The sequence below is a fragment of the Clostridium puniceum genome (assembly GCF_002006345.1).
GTDB classification, from domain to species: Bacteria; Bacillota; Clostridia; order Clostridiales; family Clostridiaceae; genus Clostridium; species Clostridium puniceum.
In genome coordinates, this window is the sequence record NZ_LZZM01000143.1 from 13,981 (window position 1) to 33,359 (window position 19,379).

At 29.4% G+C, this 19,379-nt stretch carries 15 protein-coding genes and 1 riboswitch; of the genes, 1 reads left to right on the forward strand and 14 read right to left on the reverse strand.

The genetic code is table 11. From position 1 onward, the window contains the following. Positions 1 to 444: 444 nt before the first annotated feature. The 3 genes from CLPUN_RS10820 to CLPUN_RS10830 form a co-directional block, all read right to left on the reverse strand. Positions 445 to 876, reverse strand: coding sequence for a YaiI/YqxD family protein (locus CLPUN_RS10820; RefSeq protein ID WP_077847294.1), 432 nt, complete (start codon positions 874 to 876; stop codon positions 445 to 447). Between the two features lie 7 nt (positions 877 to 883). Next, positions 884 to 2,233: a glucose-6-phosphate isomerase gene (locus CLPUN_RS10825; protein WP_077847295.1), complete on the reverse strand. Its 1,350-nt coding sequence runs from the start codon at positions 2,231 to 2,233 to the stop codon at positions 884 to 886. Positions 2,234 to 2,448: 215 nt separating this feature from the next. Further along, positions 2,449 to 2,742: a FliH/SctL family protein gene (locus CLPUN_RS10830; protein ID WP_077847296.1), complete on the reverse strand. Its 294-nt coding sequence runs from the start codon at positions 2,740 to 2,742 to the stop codon at positions 2,449 to 2,451. 721 nt (positions 2,743 to 3,463) lie between these two features. Between CLPUN_RS10830 and CLPUN_RS10835 the strand changes: the two genes are divergently transcribed. After that, complete coding sequence (locus CLPUN_RS10835) at positions 3,464 to 5,179, forward strand: methyl-accepting chemotaxis protein (protein WP_077847297.1); 1,716 nt, start codon at positions 3,464 to 3,466, stop codon at positions 5,177 to 5,179. A gap of 519 nt (positions 5,180 to 5,698) precedes the next feature. Here CLPUN_RS10835 and CLPUN_RS10840 read toward each other — a convergent pair. The 11 genes from CLPUN_RS10840 to CLPUN_RS10895 all read right to left on the reverse strand — a co-directional run bounded on the left by CLPUN_RS10840 (position 5,699) and on the right by CLPUN_RS10895 (position 19,371). Further along, on the reverse strand, positions 5,699 to 5,929 hold the full coding sequence (locus tag CLPUN_RS10840) for a hypothetical protein (protein WP_077847298.1): 231 nt from the start codon (positions 5,927 to 5,929) through the stop codon (positions 5,699 to 5,701). Between the two features lie 200 nt (positions 5,930 to 6,129). After that, on the reverse strand, positions 6,130 to 7,662 hold the full coding sequence (gene guaA, locus CLPUN_RS10845) for a glutamine-hydrolyzing GMP synthase (RefSeq protein ID WP_077847299.1): 1,533 nt from the start codon (positions 7,660 to 7,662) through the stop codon (positions 6,130 to 6,132). Positions 7,663 to 7,848: 186 nt separating this feature from the next. Further along, positions 7,849 to 9,306, reverse strand: coding sequence for an IMP dehydrogenase (gene guaB, locus CLPUN_RS10850; protein WP_077847300.1), 1,458 nt, complete (start codon positions 9,304 to 9,306; stop codon positions 7,849 to 7,851). A gap of 149 nt (positions 9,307 to 9,455) precedes the next feature. Further along, positions 9,456 to 9,553, reverse strand: a riboswitch (purine riboswitch). A 149-nt stretch (positions 9,554 to 9,702) separates the two neighbouring features. Continuing rightward, positions 9,703 to 10,167 carry a prepilin-type N-terminal cleavage/methylation domain-containing protein gene (locus CLPUN_RS10855; protein ID WP_077847301.1) on the reverse strand — a complete coding sequence of 155 codons (465 nt, stop codon included), beginning with the start codon at positions 10,165 to 10,167 and terminating at the stop codon, positions 9,703 to 9,705. Positions 10,168 to 10,359: 192 nt separating this feature from the next. Then, positions 10,360 to 11,985: a chaperonin GroEL gene (gene groL / locus CLPUN_RS10860; RefSeq protein ID WP_077847302.1), complete on the reverse strand. Its 1,626-nt coding sequence runs from the start codon at positions 11,983 to 11,985 to the stop codon at positions 10,360 to 10,362. Positions 11,986 to 12,079: 94 nt separating this feature from the next. Continuing rightward, positions 12,080 to 12,364: a co-chaperone GroES gene (gene groES / locus CLPUN_RS10865; protein WP_077847303.1), complete on the reverse strand. Its 285-nt coding sequence runs from the start codon at positions 12,362 to 12,364 to the stop codon at positions 12,080 to 12,082. 365 nt (positions 12,365 to 12,729) lie between these two features. Continuing rightward, positions 12,730 to 14,217, reverse strand: a complete 1,488-nt coding sequence (locus CLPUN_RS10870; RefSeq protein ID WP_077847304.1) for a 4Fe-4S dicluster domain-containing protein — start codon at positions 14,215 to 14,217, stop codon at positions 12,730 to 12,732. Positions 14,218 to 14,404: 187 nt separating this feature from the next. Continuing rightward, on the reverse strand, positions 14,405 to 15,328 hold the full coding sequence (locus tag CLPUN_RS10875; protein ID WP_077847305.1) for a DNA-3-methyladenine glycosylase family protein: 924 nt from the start codon (positions 15,326 to 15,328) through the stop codon (positions 14,405 to 14,407). 684 nt (positions 15,329 to 16,012) lie between these two features. Further along, a complete protein-coding gene (locus CLPUN_RS10885) occupies positions 16,013 to 17,179 on the reverse strand; it encodes an NADPH-dependent butanol dehydrogenase (protein ID WP_077847306.1) in 1,167 nt (388 codons plus the stop codon). A gap of 182 nt (positions 17,180 to 17,361) precedes the next feature. After that, positions 17,362 to 18,210, reverse strand: coding sequence for a 3-hydroxybutyryl-CoA dehydrogenase (locus tag CLPUN_RS10890; RefSeq protein WP_077847307.1), 849 nt, complete (start codon positions 18,208 to 18,210; stop codon positions 17,362 to 17,364). 153 nt (positions 18,211 to 18,363) lie between these two features. Continuing rightward, positions 18,364 to 19,371 (reverse strand): electron transfer flavoprotein subunit alpha/FixB family protein, encoded by a 1,008-nt coding sequence (locus tag CLPUN_RS10895; protein ID WP_077847308.1) that lies wholly within the window; start codon positions 19,369 to 19,371, stop codon positions 18,364 to 18,366. Positions 19,372 to 19,379 lie beyond the last annotated feature (8 nt).

Genomic DNA, 19,379 nt, shown 5'->3' on the forward strand with positions numbered 1-19,379 from the left:
ACTATACTCAAACCTGCTCTTAATATTATATTATACATTTATACCATAATTTGTAAATAACTTCAGTTAAATTTTTATTTTAATTATATCATACTTTTTTTTATAAACTCATACTTAAAATCTATGTTGACACTAATATTAGAACTTTTATTCTATCGTAAATTTTGATATATGTTCTAAAAAATTTTGTTCATTAAGATTTAATTTCTATATTAGAGTGATTGGATAAGACAACCAAATAAATTATGAACTTTCTTAATTAGAACTTATATATGCTAAAATATTAATATGCAATTTTTTCTTTTCTGGTAATTAATTTGTGTTATATCCATATTTATGTATTAAAAATATATAAATTTCTACTTATTATATAAAATTACTCCTCCATCTCTTAATATACAACAAAAAAGAAGCTTCTAATATGATTAAGCTTCTAAATAAAAATCAACTCATAATGAGTTTTATTAAATTTTTTTCTAATCGAAAATTATCTTCTTCAGTTCTTTTTTTAGGATTTGAAGTTTTCCCTCCACCTCTTCTAATTTTTTGCGAGAGATGTCTTTCTTCTAATAATCTATCAATATTTTCTTCATCATAAATAAACCCTTTAGGATTTATAACCTTTGCTTTTTTTGACAAACATATTGCAGCTACACCATAATCTTGAGATACAATTATATCTCCTTCTTTAGTTTCATTCATCACATACATATCTACACTTTGGAAACCACTATCGACAATTTTCACTTGTGAATAATCACTTTTAATAAAATGATGAATATCACAATAAATTGTCACTGGCACTTTATGAGTCTTTGCTAATTTTTCAATAATAGAGATGCCCGGACAGGCATCTCCATCAATTATAATCTTCATATTTAAATTAAAGTCTCTTTTCAAGTTCTGCTTTGATTTCTTCGTAGCCTGGTTTCCCTAAAAGAGCAAACATGTTCTTCTTATATGCTTCAACTCCTGGTTGATCAAATGGATTTACACCTAAAAGATATCCGCTTATTCCACAAGCTTTTTCAAAGAAGTAAACCATATATCCAAAATAATATGGTGAAAGTTCTGGTACATTTAATACCATGTTAGGAACTCCTCCATCATTATGAGCTAATAAAGTTCCTTGGAATGCTTTCTTATTAACAAAGTCAACAGTTTTTCCAGCTAAGAAGTTTAATCCATCCATATCATTTTCAGCTGCTTCTATATTGATTTCATATTTTGCTTTTTCTACATTTATAACTGTTTCAAAAAGTACTCTTCTTCCTTCTTGAACATATTGTCCCATAGAGTGAAGATCAGTTGAGAAATCAACTGCTGCTGGGAATAATCCCTTGTTATCTTTTCCTTCTGATTCTCCATATAATTGCTTCCACCATTCATTGAAGTAGTGAAGTGATGGTTCATAGTTTACTAATACTTCAATTGTTTTACCCTTATTGTATAATGCATTTCTAACTGCTGCATATTGATAAGCTTGATTTTCTTTAAGTGATGGGTTTGAATAAACTTCTCTTGCATCAGCAGCACCCTTCATCATTTCATCTATATCAATTCCTGCTGCAGCTATTGGTAATAATCCAACTGCTGTAAGTACTGAGAATCTTCCTCCGATATCATCTGGAACTACAAAACTTTCATATCCTTCTGCATCAGCTAATGTCTTTAAAGCACCTTTAGCTTTATCAGTTGTTGCATAAATTCTTTTTCTAGCTTCTTCTACTCCATATTTTTTTTCTACATAAGTTCTTAAAATTCTAAATGCTATTGCAGGTTCTGTAGTAGTACCTGATTTTGAAATTATATTTAAACTTACATCTTTTCCTTCAATTGCTTGTAAAAGTTCAGTCATATATGTAGAACTGATATTATTACCTACATAAAATATTTTAGGAGCCTTTCTCTTGTCACTGTCTAATGCATTATGAAAATTATTTGTTAACATTTCAATTGCTGCTCTAGCACCAAGATATGATCCACCAATTCCGATAACTATTAAAACATCTGAATCTGATTTGATTTTTTCTGCTGATTTTTTTATTCTCGCAAATTCATCTTTATCGTAATTCACTGGTAGGTCAATCCAACCTAAAAAGTCATTTCCTGCCCCTGTTCCATTGTGTAATTTATCATGAGCACTTTTAACCATATCCTCCATATAGTCGATTTCAGTTATAGCTAAATAAGGTGCAACTTTTGATAAATCTAATGATATCCCTTTATTCATTTTCTATTCTACCTCCATATACAATAAGAATATTTTTTCTTTTTTTATTATATCACAATTTATATAAATCTTGACTTATGTTTGTATTTTTTATTATTTGCTACAAAATAAATGATTATTCTTTGTTTTTTCTAATTGTTAATTTAAAATGAGGACTATATTTCTATAATCCTCATTTTTTTAATTATTTTATTTTTTACATACATTCTATTAATTTAACAGCATCTGAATCTACGGCGTTTACAACAACATCTTTTTCTCTTAATAAGTTCTAAAATTTCTTGTTTTGCCTTCTCACGTCCGTCTCTTACACCATCACAATATCCTTCACGATATCCTTTTTCGTAACCTTCCTCATATCCTTTACAATAACCTTTCTTATAACCTTCATTAAAAGCCTCTTCTAAAGCTTCAGCAAGGCAGTCACGTTCCCTATTCCTACTATTATAATTACCTTCGCGCTCTTCTTCGCACTCAAAATAATCTTTTCTATCTTTTTTGTTATCCATGTTCTTCTCTCCTTTGTAAAAAATGTTTTTTATAAAGTATTATGGATTTCAGTAATTGCCTAGTATTATATTATGCTGATTCGTTGTATTTGTTATTGATTAGACTAAAAATATAAGTAATTTAAGTTATACTTTTTTATTTTTATATAAAATTTTAAATTGCACATTTCTGTTCTTTACTTTATTTTAAATCAACTGAAATCTTAGTTTTATCTTATATTAGTTGATAGTAATTATTAATTTTATCTAATATTTACATTGAAATTATATAATAAAAAGAACTTAACAAAGCTTATATCAAGTTCTCTTAATCTATTTTATTCTCTTATTCATTTTATATAAAACAGCTACAATTAGAAATATATTTAGCTTTACAAAACTAGTCATTATAAATATTTTGTCTTATTTTATTATAATACATATCACAACATATGTAAATATTGTATAAAAAATAGGAAAATAACTCTATTTTCTGAATAAAAAGTCATATATATATGGCAATTATATATGAAAAATGTATTTTTTTAGCGTAAAAAATACATTAATAGATATTTTAATAAGACAAAATATTTATAATGTTCCAATAAGTAATAATTATGTTTCTGTTTAAAAAATATGATATTGCAAGTTTAAATTAAATATTTGCACAAATTTCATATTTAACTTTGTAAAGAAAGGAGTATAAATAATCTGTTAGTAAAAAAAAATAAGGGGTGTATTTATGATCTGGTTTAAAAATTTAAAAATAGCACAAAAACTAATATCAGCTTTTATCATAGTTGCAATATTAATAGGGATTGTTGGATTCATCGGAATACATAATATGAATAAAATTAATACTAATGCTATTACTATGCATGACTATAATTTAGCTTCTATAAATAATTTAACTTCTATAAAACAAAATCTTACTGACGTTCGTGCTAATTTATTAAAACTTGTCTATCAACAAAACAAAGACGGAGAAAACAACAGTATAGAAAAAGAAATTAATGAGTTAGTTAATGAAACCAATGCATTAATCGATACATATGAAAAATCATTACTTTCAAAATCAGAAGAAACGACTTTTTCTAAACTTAAAGAAGATGTTAAATTATATAGTTCTGGATCTACTACAATAATAAAATTTGCTAATGAAAATAATTATGATGAAGCCGAAACTAATCTTCTAAAACTTACTGAAACTAGAAAAAGTATAGCTACAAACACTAGCCAATTAATAGAAAATAATATTCATCAAGCTGATGATTCCTATAAAGCAAATAACTCAACTTATAAAAGCTCGTCATATATTACTACTTTAATAATAATTTTAGGTTTTATTATTGCCATTACACTAGGTTTATTAATATCACTTATGATTTCAAGACAAGTAAAAAAGGTTTTATTATTTGCTGAAGCTCTTGGAAATAACGATTTAACTAAATCAATAGATGTTGATTCAAATGATGAATTAGGCAATCTTTCAAGAGCATTAAATAGTGCAAAATCAAATATACAAAATTTAGTAATTGAAATAATGAACAGTGCTAGTGATATAAGTGCTACAAGCGAAGAACTTTCTGCTACTACTGAAGAAATTTCATCTCAAATGGAAGTAGTAAATGAATCCACAGAACAAATCGCTAAAGGAGTTCAAGATTTAAGTGCTACTACTGAAGAAGTAACTGCTTCAACAGAAGAAATAAGTGCTACTACAAATATACTTGCTAAAAATGCAAGTGATGCAACAGTATCTGTAAATGAAATAAAGAAACGTGCTATTGATATAAAATCTAAAGCATCTGAAAATATCGAAACTAGCAATTTAATTTATAATGAAAATCGTTCAAATATTTTAAAGGCTATCGAAGATTCGAAAATTGTAGAAGACGTTAAAATGATGGCTGATTCCATTGGAGATATAGCAACACAAACTAATCTGCTTGCATTAAATGCAGCTATAGAAGCTGCAAGAGCTGGAGAACATGGTAAAGGTTTTGCAGTAGTTGCTGATGAAGTTAAAAAGCTTGCAGAACAGTCATCTGAAGCAGTTATTAATATTCAAAATATGGTATCACAAGTTCAAATTGCGGTTGGAAGCCTTTCTAAAAGCGGACAAGATGTACTTGAATTCATGTCTAATAATATAAAACCTAATTATGAACTTCTCATGAATACAGGTGTTCAATATGAAAAAGATGCTGAATTTATTAATAATCTTATGAAAGAGTTTGCATCATCATCAAAGCAAATGGATGAAGTGGTTATGCAAGTAAGTAGTGCTATACAAAATGTATCTGCTATAGCTCAAGAATCCGCAACAGGTAGCGAAGAAATATTGGGTAGTGTTAATCAAATAACTTGCGCTATCACTGATGTTGCAAAATCATCACAAAGTCAAGCTGAACTTTCACAGAAGCTTAATGAAATGGTACAAAAATTTACGATATAGCTCAAATTTCTAAATTCTTAGCTGCAAGAAAATAAACTGGTTTAAGAGTATCGTTTCTATGTAAATTTCCTGAAGTCATCCTTACGTCTATTCGTACTCAATTATTATGGCTTAAAACGTAACTTGTACATACGTTTTTAAGCCATTTAATACAATATAAATAAGTCTAAGTAATTCAATTTTATATAAAATTGAGTTAAAGTGGATTCATGGAGTCAAAACATTTTTAAGATAATGGGTTTTCATTTCCAAATCCTCAATCTTGAGAATTTCACATAATACATAGCGTGGTGATGGTATATCTGGGATTCTAGTTATAAGTCCTTCATATTCATAATTGCATTTGTTGAAAAAACACCTCTCTACTAAGTCTTATATACTTAATAATGTTTTTTCCACATTAATCCTCTTCCTTCGTTTATTATTATAAATAATCCGTAATTTAACTGAAAAAGACGTAGCATTTTGCAATTTGAAGAGCAATTATCACATATACTAACTTTTTAAATTATAATTTTTTTAATCCACTATTTTATTTGTAACAACTTTCGATACTTTATAGCCTTTTGCTTGTGCCTCTGATAATGACATAGTAGTATAATTCTTCATTTCATGAGCATTAGAACTTTTATGATATATCCTCTTATCAGATACATAAACCATTTGACTTTGATCATTTATAACATTACTATTATTAGAATTATTATTTATGTTTGTATTTGTTGTAGTACTTAGTTGCCCACGCTTCATCACTATTTAAGCAATATCCTTCAATTGTTGTATTATGCACTATATGGACACCTTTATCCACAACATCAATTTGATGTAGCAAATAATATAAATGACCGCATTAAAAATTCAGAAAAAATAAAACGGGGTTAAATGTAGGTCAAAGCACTACATTTAACCCCTAAATATAAATATTCAAGCCAATTATTTAGAGTAAAATACTATTCCCACTCAATAGTAGCTGGTGGTTTACTTGTTATGTCATAAACAATTCTATTTACTCCCTTAACTTCATTAACAATTCTTCTGCTCACTAAATCTAATAATTCATAAGGGATTCTTGCCCATTCTGAAGTCATTGCATCACTTGAAGTTACTGCTCTTAATGCTATTGTATGACAGTATGTTCTTTCATCTCCCATAACGCCAACTGATTGTATGTTAGGTAAGCATGCAAAGTATTGCCATATAGTTTCATCAAGATTAGCATTTGCAATTTCTTCTCTAAATATTGCATCAGCTTCTCTTACTATTTCAAGTTTTTCTTCAGTGATTTCACCTAATACTCTGATAGCAAGACCTGGTCCCGGGAAGGGTTGTCTCCACACTAATTTATGAGGAATTCCAAGTTCTTCTCCAACAGCTCTAACTTCATCTTTAAACAGTTCTCTTAATGGCTCAATAAGTTCAAAATGCATATCTTCTGGAAGCCCACCAACATTATGGTGTGATTTTATTGTAGCTGAAGTTTTAGTTCCACTTTCTACGATATCTGGATAAATTGTTCCTTGAACTAAGTAATCAATTTGTCCAACCTTCTTAGCTTCTTCTTCAAAAACTCTTATAAATTCTTCACCAATGATTTTTCTCTTAGTTTCAGGATCTGATACACCTGCAAGTTTTCCAAGGAATCTATCCGCAACATTAACTCTCTTAATGTTCATATCAAATTCTTTCTTGAATACTCTTTCAACAGTATCTCCTTCATCTTTTCTAAGTAAACCATGATCAACAAATATACAAGTTAAGTTATGACCAATAGCTTTATGTACAATCATAGCTGCAACTGACGAATCAACTCCACCTGATAAAGCACACAATACTTTTTTATCTCCAACTAATTCTTTTATTTCCTTTATCTTTTCTTCTGCAAAAGAACCCATAGTCCAAGTATTGGCTAAACCACAAATCTCATGTATGAAGTTTTGCAACATTTTTTGACCAAATTGAGTATGTTCTACTTCTGCATGGAATTGAACTCCATAAAGTTTTTGTTCTTCATTCTCCATAGCTGCAACTGGGCAAACTTCTGTATGTGCTATTATCTTAAAACCTTTTGGTGCTTCAGATATATAATCAGTATGACTCATCCATGCAATTCCTTCAGCATCAATTCCTTCAAATAATTTAGAAGTATTGTCTAAAGTCACATTTGTTTTACCGTATTCTCTTACTGGTGCTGTTGAAACTTTTCCACCTAGTAAATGTGCCATTAATTGATCTCCGTAACATATTCCAAGAACAGGCACTCCTAAATTGAATATTTCTTTATCTACAGTTGGAGTATCTTCTCCATAAACACTGTTTGGTCCACCAGTAAATATTATTCCTTTAGGGTTTTTAGCTTTTATTTTTTCTATAGTATAATCATATGGAATAATCTCACAATATACACCACATTCTCTTACTCTTCTTGCTATTAATTGATTATATTGCCCACCAAAATCAACAACTAAAACTAAATCTCTTTTCATGTTTTCCTCCTAAATCGTTCTTATATTATCTATTATCAACTAAATAAAACTTTTTATCAATAAATTCAGACATTTTTCAATTGAAAATTTATGAATAATTAAAGTTTAACTAATTACTTTAAATAAATTAATTAATGCACAGTTCAAATTATTAGAAATCTTATGACTTTGAACTGTGCATTTTTACTATTGTCCTACACTATAGTTAGGTGCTTCCTTTGTAATATTAATATCATGTGGATGACTTTCTCTTTGTCCTGAAGCTGTTTGAACTACAAAATTAGCTGTTTCATATAATGTATCAAAATCTTTTGATCCTAAATATCCAAGTCCTGATTTAATCCCTCCCATTAATTGGAATATAGTATCTGAAACAAATCCTTTATATGCTACTCTTCCTTCAACACCTTCTGGAACTAATTTTTTATTCCCCTCTTGGAAGTATCTATCCTTAGATCCACATTCCATGGCAGCTAATGAACCCATACCCCTGTAAACTTTGTAACTTCTTCCTTGGTATATTTCCATTTCTCCTGGAGCCTCATCACATCCCGCAAATAATGATCCCATCATTGCAACAGATGCTCCAGCTGATAATGCTTTTACTATATCTCCTGAATATTTAAGTCCTCCATCTGCAATTACAGGAATTCCATATTTTCTACCAACTTCTGCACAATCCATAACAGCCGTTAATTGAGGAACTCCAACTCCTGCCACTACTCTAGTAGTACAAATTGAGCCTGGACCAATTCCAACTTTAACACAATCTGCTCCAGCTTTTATTAAATCTTCTGTAGCTTCAGCTGTAGCAATATTTCCAGCTATAACTTGTAATTCCGGAAATGCTTTCTTTATTTGTGTAACTGCCTCTAAAACACCTTTTGAATGTCCATGTGCTGTATCTAACGTAATAACATCTACTTGAGCCTTAACTAAGGCTTCAACTCTTTCCATCATGTTTCCAGTAACTCCTACTGCTGCCCCACATAATAATCTACCTTTATCATCCTTAGCTGCATTTGGGAACTTTCTTACTTTTTCAATATCTTTCATTGTAATTAAGCCTTTTAGATATCCATCCTTATCAACTAAAGGTAATTTTTCAACTTTATGCTTCTTTAAGATTTCTTTAGCTTCTTCAACTGTCGTATTTTCTGATGAAGTTATTAAATTATCCTTTGTCATTACTTCTGAAATTTTTCTTTGGAAGTTTGTTTCGAAAATTATATCTCTGTTTGTAATTATTCCTATTAACTTTCCTTCTTTGGTTGTAATAGGCACTCCTGATATTCTATATTGTGCCATTAAATTTTCTGCATCTTGAATAAGATGATCTTGTGATAAAAATATAGGATCTGTAATAACTCCATTTTCTTGTCTCTTAACCCTATCAACTTCTTTTGATTGTTCTTCAATAGTCATATTTTTATGTATAATTCCGATTCCGCCTTCTCTTGCCATAGCAATAGCCATCTTCGACTCAGTTACAGTATCCATCCCAGCACTCATTAAAGGAATATTTAACTTTATTTTTTTAGTTAATTGTGTATGTGTACTAACTTCCCTTGGTAATATCTCCGATTTATTAGGTACTAGTAACACATCATCAAAAGTGTACGCTGTCTTAATTATTTTTGCCATTATAAGTCCTCCTCGGTTTTTTTGAATTATTTATTTCATTTTTCATTCATTATGATTTTAAAGTTGCATATTTCACACTATTTTTATGTACAAAAAAAGCACATTAACCTTCTAAGTGACGTTAATATGCTAATAAAAATATAAATTTAGCGTATACTAATATCACTCATAGTCGGAAATTTACGGCTTCCGGTAGATACTCCTTGCCATATTCAAGGTATATACAAGTTTTTAAATGTGCTATGTTTTGAATTAAAACTATTATAATGTATGTATAATCTAAAGTCAATAAATTTGAATTTAAAATTGCAAATTGAATTTTATATTATGATTTCAATTTGATTTACTTTCATCATTTTCTATTGCATAGTTTTATCCCTACTTTATTTCATCTAATCATTTCTTATTATCTATAGTTATTGTTGATGGATTTAAAATATCTGTATCTTTTAAAAAATCAAATTCTGCACCATTTATTATTTCATAACAATTTTTTATACTTGTGCTTTTAATATTCAAATTATCTAATTTAACTCCATCTAAATATTTGCCCACACCTTTATTACTTATCGCATCAGTTACAATCATATTTTCATTCAAAGAAGATTCATGCTTCAGATCATAAGATTCAACTGCCATTATAACTTTTCTTGATTGATCAACCACCTTGACTTTTTTAGCTTCTTTTATATATCCATTTACATTAGGTAAAATTACAGCAGCTAGAATTCCTATGATTGCTATTACTGCTATTATCTCAATCAAAGTAAAGCCTCTTTTTCTGTTATTCAAAGTACTTTTACTACAAATAGTTCTAATTCTGATAATTTTACTTTCGATTTTAATACTGAAATAACGCATAACTTATCATCTCCTTCACATCTTTTTATTATCTAAATTATTCCTATCTTATGATTTCTTATACATATTTAACAGATATAATTTATGATAAATTTCAAGAAAAAATGAAAAACAAAAAAGAAAGCACTTATAACAAATGCTTTCCCTAATATCAAATTAATTATTAACAAATATTTTTTAAACTTATTTATCTTAGTACATTCCGTCCATTCCCATTCCTGGAGCACCTGGCATTGCTGGTTCCTTTGCTGGAATATCAGCTACTGCTGCTTCTGTTGTTAAGAATGTTGAAGCTACTGATGCTGCATTTTGAAGAGCTGATCTAGTAACCTTAGTTGGGTCAACTATTCCACCTTTTATCATATTGATATATTCTCCATGTAATGCGTCATATCCAACACCCGGTTCACTATTTTTGACTTTTTCAATTATTACTGAGCCTTCAACCCCTGCATTAGCAGCTATTTGTCTTACTGGTTCTTCTAATGCTTTAACAATTATGTTTATTCCAACTTGGGTATCTGTAACATCTGAAGTTAATTTTGCAACTTCATTAATTACATTAACATAAGCTGTTCCACCACCAGCTACTATTCCTTCTTCAACTGCTGCTTTTGTTGCATTTAAAGCATCTTCAATTCTAAGTTTCTTTTCCTTAAGTTCAGTTTCAGTTGCTGCACCAACTTTGATTACTGCAACACCACCAGCTAATTTTGCTAATCTTTCTTGTAATTTTTCTTTGTCAAATTCCGAAGTTGTTTCTTCAATTTGAGCTTTGATTTGATTAATTCTTTCTTTTATTCCAGTAGAATTACCTTTACCATTAACTATAACGGTATTTTCTTTATTTACTTTAACGCTGTCAGCTGTACCTAACATATCAAGAGTAACTTCTTTTAAGTCTCTTCCTAATTCTTCTGCTATAACAGTTCCGCCAGTTAATGTTGCAATATCTTGTAACATTTCTTTTCTTCTATCTCCAAAACCTGGTGCTTTTACAGCTACACAAGTAAATGTTCCTCTTAATTTATTAACTACTAATGTAGCCATTGCTTCGCCTTCAATATCTTCTGCAATGATTAATAACTTCTTACCTGATTGAACTATTTGTTCAAGTATTGGTAAAATTTCTTGAATATTTGTAATCTTCTTATCTGTTATTAATATATATGGATTATCTAAATTAGCTTCCATTTTTTCAGTATCTGTAGCCATGTAAGGTGATACATATCCTCTATCAAATTGCATTCCTTCAACTACATCTAATTCAGTTCCCATTGATTTTGATTCTTCTATAGTAATAACGCCTTCATTTCCTACCTTTTCCATAGCATCTGCAATTAATTGACCAACTTCTTCATCAGACGCTGAAATTGCAGCAACTCTAGCGATATCTTCTTTTCCATCTATTTGCTTAGAAATCTTTTGGATCTCTTCAACAGCTTTATCTACTGCCATTTTAATACCAGTTCTTATTAAAATAGGATTAGTTCCAGCTGTAACATTCTTTAATCCTTCTCTAATTATTGCTTGAGCAAGTAATGTTGCTGTTGTAGTTCCATCTCCAGCTACATCATTAGTCTTTGTTGCAACTTCTTTAACTAATTGAGCTCCCATATTTTCATATGGATCTTCTAATTCTATCTCTCTTGCAATTGAAACTCCATCATTTGTTATTAATGGTGATCCAAATTTTTTATCTAATACTACGTTTCTTCCTTTAGGTCCCAAAGTAACCTTAACTGTATCTGCTAATTTATCCACACCTATTTGCATAGATCTTCTTGCATCTTCTCCAAATTTTAACATCTTAGCCATTTATATAACACTCTCCTTCTTATACATTCTTAATTATTTTTCTAATTTTTATTCTACATTTAATAATAATATTTCATTATATAAATTAAATTTATTATTCAACTATAGCTAATATATCTTCTTGTTTTAAAATAGTATATTCTTCACCATCTACTTTTACTTCTGTGCCAGCATATTTAGAGTATAAAACCTTATCTCCAATTTTAACTTCCATAGCTATTCTATTGCCATCTACAATAGCTCCAGGTCCTACTGCTACCACTTCCGCTTCTTGTGGTCTTTCCTTTGCAGTACCAGTTAAGACTATTCCACTTTTAGTCTTTTCTTCTGCCTCTAATTTTTTAATTACTACTCTTTCACCAAGTGGTTTAATGTTCATGAAAAACCCTCCTTAAAATATATATATAGTTTTTTTGTGTTTAATTCTTCTGTTAGCACTCATTAATGTCGAGTGCTAACATAAATATAATATCCTTTATAACCATTTAATTCAAACATTACTTCTAATATTATATCCCTTTATTCAGCGAATATTACTATTTATATTAAATTATATTCGATTTGCTTAAATTTTCTTCATTTTATGCGATATTACATATATTTTTTATTCACTTCCTGTGAGATGGCTTTATATTTAGCATACGTAAAGACTTATATAAAAAATTTTATAAAAAACTTCAATCAAGCAAATTAATGTTGATTGAAGTTTTTTATTTCTAGCTTTAAAAATTATATTTTTTAATATTATCTTTCTAGATTTATACCGTGGTATTCTTCTAATACCTTATTAGATAAAACACTCTTAATTGTTGATTGTTGATTTATTTTTGTAAATGGTGCTTTAGCCTTCATTACAGATACAATTTTAGCAGCACCATTGATGCAGCCACCTTCACACATCATACCTTCAATAAAATTTCCATCTAATTTACCGGCTTTAGCCATAATCATAGTTTTCTTAATTTCTGCTCCACCAGAAACTTTAACTGGCTTAAAGTCTATATTAACACCTTTTTCTTGAACATAGTTTTCTATAGCAGCAGTTAATCCTCCACCCAAAGCAAAGTTTCTACCAAATATTGAAGCTTGATTAACTACAATATCTTCACAAGCTGCCGGATCTACTTCAAATGCATCAAATAAAGCTAATAATTCTTCAAATGTTAATGCATAATCAACAGAATCTTTTATTGAATCTATTAGTATCTCGTTTTTCTTAGCAGTACAAGGCCCTATAAACACTACCTTTGCATTCTTATCCTTTGCTTTTATATATCTACCTGTCGCCACCATTGGTGAAACAGTTCCTGAAATTTTATCTGCTTGATCTGGCATCATTTTTTCAATATAACTTAAGAATCCTGGGCAGCATGAATTAGTCATGTAGCTATTTCCATTTTCCATTCTTTCCACAAATTCATTACTTTCATGCACAGTAACAGCATCTGCTCCGCAAGCTACTTCTACCATATCTTTAAAACCTAATGCTTTAATTGCATTTTTAACTTGTCCATAAGTTATCTTTGGCCCAAATTCTCCAGTTATAGCTGGTGCAACTATAGCATAAATATTTTCTCTGTCTGTTAATCTATTAACAACCTTAACCAACGAACTTTTATCTTCTATAGCTCCAAACGGACATGCTGACATACAAGCTCCACAATTTACGCACTTATCTTCTGTAATTTCAGCACTTAAATCTTCTGAATTATAACTTAACGCTCCTGTTGGACATGATCTTTTGCAAGGTCTCATATCTTCTGCAATAGCATTATAAGGACACGCTCTATTACACATTCCACATTCTTTACATTTATCCGGATCAATATAAGCTCTTCCTGCAACATATGTGATAGCACCAAAATTACATACACTTTGACATTTATGAGCTATACAGTTTCTACAAGCATCAGTAACTTGGAATTTCTTTGTTGAGCATCTATCACATGCTGCTTTTATAACATATAGTATTTGTTTTTCTTCATCTATATCAATTAATTCTTGTGAATCCTTGCCATTAGCCATGTATCCTGCTGCAAGTTTTGCTCTTTCTAAGACTACTTCTCTTTCGTGTTCAACAGTATCTCTATAATTTGCAACTTCTCCCTTAATCATAGCATAAGGAATTTTTTCTAATTCTTCTTTACTAATCTTATTCTCCTTTGCTAGTACCACAACTCTAGTAAGAACCTCATGTTTTAACCTTAAAAGTTGATTATCCAATTGAAACATTATACACACTCTCCCATGAATAAATTTTATCTTAATTTTTCTCACGAGATAATTATAGCATATTATTGTTAAAAATATAACAAATATTATGTAGTTCTAATTTTCTGAATTTTCCCAAATTAAATTCTGTTTTACAATTCGATAATTCAACTATTCTCACATATGATTAATAACTCTAAATAAATTATTAATCGATTTTTATTTTATTTTCACGCGCATAATAGAAAAGATATTGCTGTGCAAATCCGGCTAAATTCCCCAATTTATTTCTTGCAAAAATTCTAATTTTATTTAATGACGAATCTTCTGCTCCATAAAAATGAATCATTGCACGTTTAACCCATACATCTACTGGAAATGCTGAAGTCTTTTCCATTGAAAATAACATGATACAGTCTGCAACTTTTGCTCCAACACCTTTAAACTCCTGTAATGCATTATGGCAGTCGTCATCACTTAAATTTTTTATGTAATCTAAATTGTATTTTAAGGATAAATTATCTTCACACATCTTTGAATTTTCCTTTGTAGAATTATATACATTCTTTATTGTATCTATTATATATTTACTTCTAAAAGATGCTCCTGTTTCTTGTATCTCTTCTAATGTAGCATCTTTTATTTCTAATATATTGGGAAAAGTATAATATGTATTACCTTTGTATTGGACTTCTTTCCCCCATTTTTCTGAAATTTTGTTTACAGTCTTTTTTATTGATGGAATGTTATTTCTTGCTGAAATAATAAAGCTTATTAACATTTCAAATGGATCTTGATTTAAAACTCGAACTCCATATCCAAATTCAATACTTTCTCTAAGCAAACTATCCTTTGATAGTTCCGTTTTTATTTTTGAATAATCTCTATCTAAATCAAGATATTTTAACCATATATTTCTTACCTCTTCTTCTGTAGAATTATATATTAATACATTATTGCCATTTTCCTTAAGTTCTATAATTTTTCCAAACGCAATTACAATGAAATCACCATCTGAAATTTCTTCGAACCTAAAAATTTGACCACATTCAAATATATGCTTTAATTTTAAATTTTTAACTTCTTCTATTATTACATAGTCATCATGAGACTTTATAGATTTATAATCCATTTTCCACTTCCCCTTTAACATAAATATAGAACTAGACTTTCATATGAAAATATATTTTTATATTAACCATTTTATATTTAAGTTGCAATAATAAACTGTATATGTTCATTTACTATGCAATATTTTAATACAACAAATTAGTCATATTTTAATAGTTAATACAAAAAACATTTTTTCTTTAATGATAATCTCTTCTAAAATATCTGTGCCTGTTTCTATTATTAGTGTGCACTTTTTTACATTTACATATTCCCTTTTTAAATCAACACATTTAATATACCCAAATTTTTTAACTTAGTAATAAATTATTTTGTTATTTCTTTCACTTTGAAGCTTTTATACTATCTTACTTCAGTAAACATTATTCTAATTACTCCAATAAAATCTGTTATTACTCCACTGAAATCACCAATTACCATCCACCACTAAAGCCTGATTTAATCTTTAATGTTTCTTTTGATAAATTTAAATCGTATTCTTCTGTGCAATATTTTTTAGCTGTTTCTTTTAATATGAAAGTTTCACCTATTAAAAATAATTATCTTTTAATATATTATATCACTTAACTATAAATCATCAATAATTAGTTTGATAATTTCTAATCTAACAAAAAGCTTTCTAAACTTAATAAAAGGTTTCAGAATTATTCCTCTGAAACCTTTTATCTTATATTTGTATTAGGGATTAAAAATCGACTTTATTTCCATAATATATACATTCAAATAGCTTTTTCATTTCATCTTTGCTTAATTGTCTTGGATTTGATCCTGTACAGGCGTCTGCAATTGATCTTTCTGAAATCATATCGACTTTTAAATTAAATTCTGTTTCATCAATGCCATATTCTTTTAAAGTATTTGGAATTGACATTTTCTTATTAAGTTCTTTTATTGAACTTGTTAATGAATCAACTAATTCATCATCTGTTGTTCCACTTAATCCAAGTCTCTTAGCTATCTTCACATATCTATCTAATGCAGTTTTCTTATTAAAATCAATTATATATGGTAGATATATAGCGTTTGCACATCCATGAGGTATATGGAATACTGCACCTGTCTTATGAGCCATACTATGAGTTATTCCAAGTAATGCATTTGAAAATGCCATACCTGCTAAACATTGAGAATAATGCATTTGTTCTCTAGCATCATTATCTCCTTCATAAGATTTAATTAAAAACTCATAAATCATTTCAATAGATTGTAATGCTAATGGATCTGTGAATGGTGAATGTAATGTTGCTACATAAGCTTCAATTGCATGAGTTAAAGCATCCATACCTGTATGAGCTGTTAATGTAGGTGGCATTGTTTCAGCCAATTCTGAGTCTACTATAGCTATATCTGGAGTTATATTAAAATCAGCTAAAGGATATTTTATTTCTGTCTTATAATCTGTAATTACAGAAAATGCTGTTACCTCTGTAGCTGTACCACTTGTTGATGGAATTGCTATAAATTTAGCCTTCTGTCTAAGTTCCGGTAAACCAAAAGGAACTACAGCTTTTTCAAATGTAAATTCTGGATATTCGTAGAATATCCACATTGCTTTTGCTGCATCTATTGGTGATCCTCCACCCATAGAAATGATCCAATCAGGGTTAAATTCTCTCATTAATTCAGCACCTTTAAATACTGTTTCAACTGATGGATCTGGTTCTACACCTTCGATTAATTTAACTTCTATACTAGCTTCTTTTAGATATTCTAAGGCTTTATCAACAAAACCAAATTTTTTCATTGAGCCCCCACCAAGTACTAACACTGCTTTTTTTCCTTTAAGCATCTTTAACTGCTCTAGTGATCCTTTTCCATAATAAATGTCTCTTGGTAATGTAAATCTCATCATAATTTTAATAACCCTCCTTAAAATTTTTACTCTTCTCATAGAAATATGGGTATTTATTCTTATCATTCCTATATTAGATATATTTCTATATTAATCCTTAAACTCCTTTATAATTTTAAATAATTTCAATAAAAAAAATTCTCAAAAGCAAATTTCTTTTGAGAATTTTTTAAATCTATATATTATTTAGAATAATCATAGAATCCTTTTCCAGTCTTTCTTCCAAGCCATCCAGCTCTAACATATTTTCTTAATATGCTGCTAGCTCTATACTTATTGTCTCCTGTTTCAGTGAATAAAACATCCATAATAGCTAAACATACGTCTAATCCAATAAGATCCCCTAAAGCTAAAGGTCCCATTGGGTGATTAGCACCATATTTCATAGCTGTATCAATATCTTCTACTGACGCAATTCCTTCTTGTAATATGAATGAAGCTTCATTGATCATTGGGATTAAAATTCTGTTTACAACAAATCCTGGAGCTTCTGCAACTTCTACTGGTTCTTTTCCTATTTCAACTGATAATTCCTTAACAGCATCAAAAGTTTCTTGAGAAGTGGCTATTCCTTTTATAATTTCAACAAGTTTCATTACTGGAGCTGGATTAAAGAAATGCATTCCTATAACCTTATCTGCTCTCTTTGTTGCTGAAGCAACTTCAGTAATTGATAAAGATGAAGTGTTTGAAGCTAAAATTGTTTCAGCTTTACAAATTCCATCTAATTCAGCAAAGATTTCTTTCTTGATTTTCATGTTTTCGATTGCAGCTTCAACTACTAAATCACAATCAGCAGCTAAGTTCATATCAGTTGTTCCTGAAATTCTTGAAAGTATAGATTCTTTATCTTCTTCAGTCATTTTTCCTTTAGCAACTTGCTTTTCTAATCCCTTAGTGATTCCAGCTATTCCTCTATCAACAAATTCTTCTTTAATATCTCTAACGATTACTTCACAACCTTTTTGAGCGAATGCTTGAACAATACCAGCACCCATAGTTCCTGCTCCAAGTACAAAAATCTTTTTCATGGATAAATCCTCCTCAAATTTTTTATTATAGATATCCTTAGTTAAAATAACTTATTACTTTAACTAAGGATTAATTATTCATTATAATTAATTATCTACATGTTATATTATTAACTTTTCAAAATAACAATATGACAAATTAATTTATTTTAATTATTCAGCGCTCTTTATTTCTTTAACTTGAGCTATTAATTCTGGCACCACCTTAGCAAGATCTCCAACTATTGCATAATCTGCAATCTTCATGATTGGAGCTGAATCATCCTTATTAACAGCAATTATTAAGTCTGAATCTTGCATACCAGCAACGTGTTGAATAGCTCCTGAAATACCACAAGCTATATAAATTTGAGGTCTTACAGTTTTACCAGTTTGACCTACTTGATATGCTCCATCAATCCATCCTTTTTCAACAGCAGCTCTTGAACCTGCTACTTTTCCTTCTAAAGCAGCTGCTAATTCTTCAAGAAGTTTGAAGTTTTCTTTACTTCCAACCCCTCTACCACCAGAAACGATAAAATCTGCTTCTGCTATATCTACAATATCTTTTTTAGCTTTAATAGTTTCTAAAACTTTAGTTCTAACATCACTATCAGCTAATTTAACTTCAACTTTTTCAATTTTGCAATTTGCTGCATCAGTAGTAATTTTTGCAAATACCCCTGGTCTTACTGTAGCCATTTGTGGTCTATGATCTGGACAAGCGATTGTAGCCATTAAGTTACCACCAAATGCTGGTCTTGTAGCTAAAAGAGCTCCATTTTCAACTTCAACATCAATAGATGTACAGTCAGCTGTTAGTCCTGTTGATAATCTAGCAGCTATTCTTGGACCTAAATCTCTTCCTATAAACGTAGCTCCCACGAATAATATCCCTGGCTTTCTTTCATTTGATAAGTCACAAATAACTTTAGTATAAGCATCAGTTGTATAATGTTCTAAATTCTTATCATCAGCAACCAAAACTTCATCTGCACCATGTTCAGCTAATGTCTTTGCTAATCCTTCTATGTTATGTCCTAATAATAAAGCTGTTAACTTTACTCCTAATTCATCAGCAATTCTTCTACCTTCTCCAAGTAGTTCTAAAGATACTTTTTGTAATTCGCCTTCTCTTTGTTCAGCAAAGACCCAAACGCCTTTGTAATCTGCTATATTCATAATAAATT